This window comes from Streptomyces nanshensis (genome assembly GCF_001751255.1).
GTDB classification, from domain to species: domain Bacteria; phylum Actinomycetota; class Actinomycetes; order Streptomycetales; family Streptomycetaceae; genus Streptomyces; species Streptomyces nanshensis_A.
Window position 1 is genome coordinate 1 of sequence record NZ_LJGW01000253.1, and the last position, 1,793, is coordinate 1,793.

The 1,793-nt window shown below is 74.8% G+C and carries 2 protein-coding genes; both read left to right on the plus strand.

Features of this window, described 5'->3' with window-relative positions; all coding sequences use genetic code 11:
• Positions 1–825, plus strand: an 825-nt coding sequence (locus AN218_RS14820) for a Rossmann-like and DUF2520 domain-containing protein (protein WP_070017363.1), incomplete at its 5' end; no start/stop codon positions are given.
• The coding region (gene panC, locus AN218_RS14825) for a pantoate--beta-alanine ligase (protein WP_070017364.1) at positions 822–1,793 on the plus strand (972 nt) is incomplete at its 3' end. The genes AN218_RS14820 and panC, both read left to right, overlap by 4 nt.

Here is a 1,793-nt window from a genome sequence, read left to right on the forward strand (position 1 = left end):
GGCGCCGCGCTGCGCCGGGCCGGGCACCGCCCGGTCGCCGCCTCCGGCGTCTCGGACCGCTCGCGCCGCCGCGCCGCGGAACTGCTGCCGGACGTACCGCTGCTCGAACCGCCGCAGGTGCTGGCCCGCGCCGACCTCGTACTGCTCACGGTCCCCGACGACGCACTGCCCGAACTGGTCACCGGGCTCGCCGGGACCGGCGCCGTACGGCAGGGGCAGCTCATCGTGCACACCTCGGGCCGGTACGGCACGGGCGTGCTCGAACCGGCCCTGCGCGCAGGGGCGTTGCCGCTCGCGCTGCACCCGGTGATGACGTTCACGGGTACGCCCGTCGACGTACAGCGCCTGGCCGGCTGCTCGTTCGGCGTCACCGCGCCCGAGGAGCTGCGGCTGGCGGCGCAGGCGCTCGTCATCGAGATGGGCGGCGAGCCGGAGTGGATCGCGGAGGAGGCCCGCCCGCTCTACCACGCGGCGCTGGCGATCGGCGCGAACCACCTCGTCACCCTCGTCGGGCAGTCCATGGAACTGCTGCGCGCCTCCGGCGTGGAGGCGCCCGAGAAGATGCTGGGTCCGCTGCTCGGCGCCGCGCTCGACAACAGCCTGCGCTCCGGCGACGCCGCGCTGACGGGCCCGGTCGCACGCGGCGACGCGGGCACGGTCTCCACCCACCTCGCCGAACTCGCCGAGCACGCGCCCCGGATGGTCGCCAGCTATCTCGCGATGGCCCGCGCCACCGCCGACCGCGCCCTCGACCACGGCCTGCTCAAGCCCGAACTCGCCGAGGAACTCCTCGACGTCCTGTCCGAAGGGGGCCGTAGCCGGTGAACGCCGCCGCACAGAACGCACTGCCGGACGCGCTGTCGGACGCACCGCCGGACGCCGGGCCGGAGGCACGGTCCGGCACCGCCGCGCGGCACGGCCGGGACCGCATACGTCTCGTCCGTACGGCGGCCGAACTGCGCGCCACAGCCGCCGGGTTCGGCGGCGGTACGGACGGGCGCCGGGCCGTCGTGATGACGATGGGCGCGCTGCACGCGGGGCACGCCGCGCTCGTACGCACCGCGCGCGAGCGGGTCGGACCGCACGGCCAGGTCGTCGTCACGGTCTTCGTCAACCCGCTCCAGTTCGGCCCGTCGGAGGACCTGGACCGCTATCCGCGCACGCTGGACGCCGATCTGGAGGTGGCCGAACAGGCGGGCGCCGACGTGGTGTTCGCGCCGCACGTCGAGGAGGTCTACCCGGAGACCGCGGGCGCCGCGTCCGCCTCCGGCACGGACTCCGGTTCAGGTACGGACTCCGACTCCGGTACGCGGCGGCACGGGCCGCAGGTACGTATCGCCGCCGGGCCCATGGGCGACCGCTTCGAAGGGGCGTACAGGCCGGGCCACTTCGACGGCGTGCTCACCGTCGTCGCGAAGCTGCTGCACCTCACGTCACCGGACACGGCGCTCTTCGGCCAGAAGGACGCCCAGCAACTCGCCCTGATCCGGCGGATGGTGACGGATCTGAACTTCCCCGTGGAGATCGTCGGCGTACCGACCGTCCGCGAATCCGACGGCCTGGCGCTCTCCAGCCGCAACGCCTATCTCTCGCCCGGGGAGCGGGAGTGCGCGCTCGCCCTCTCCCGGGCCCTGTTCGCCGCCCGTGACGCGCTGCCGGGCGGCGCGGACGCCGCGCTGGCGGCGGCCCGCGCCGTGCTGGACGCCGCCGAACAGCACCAACCGCCCCTGCACGTGGACTACTTGGCGCTGATCGACCCGGCCGACTTCACGGAGCTGACGGGCCGTACGGAC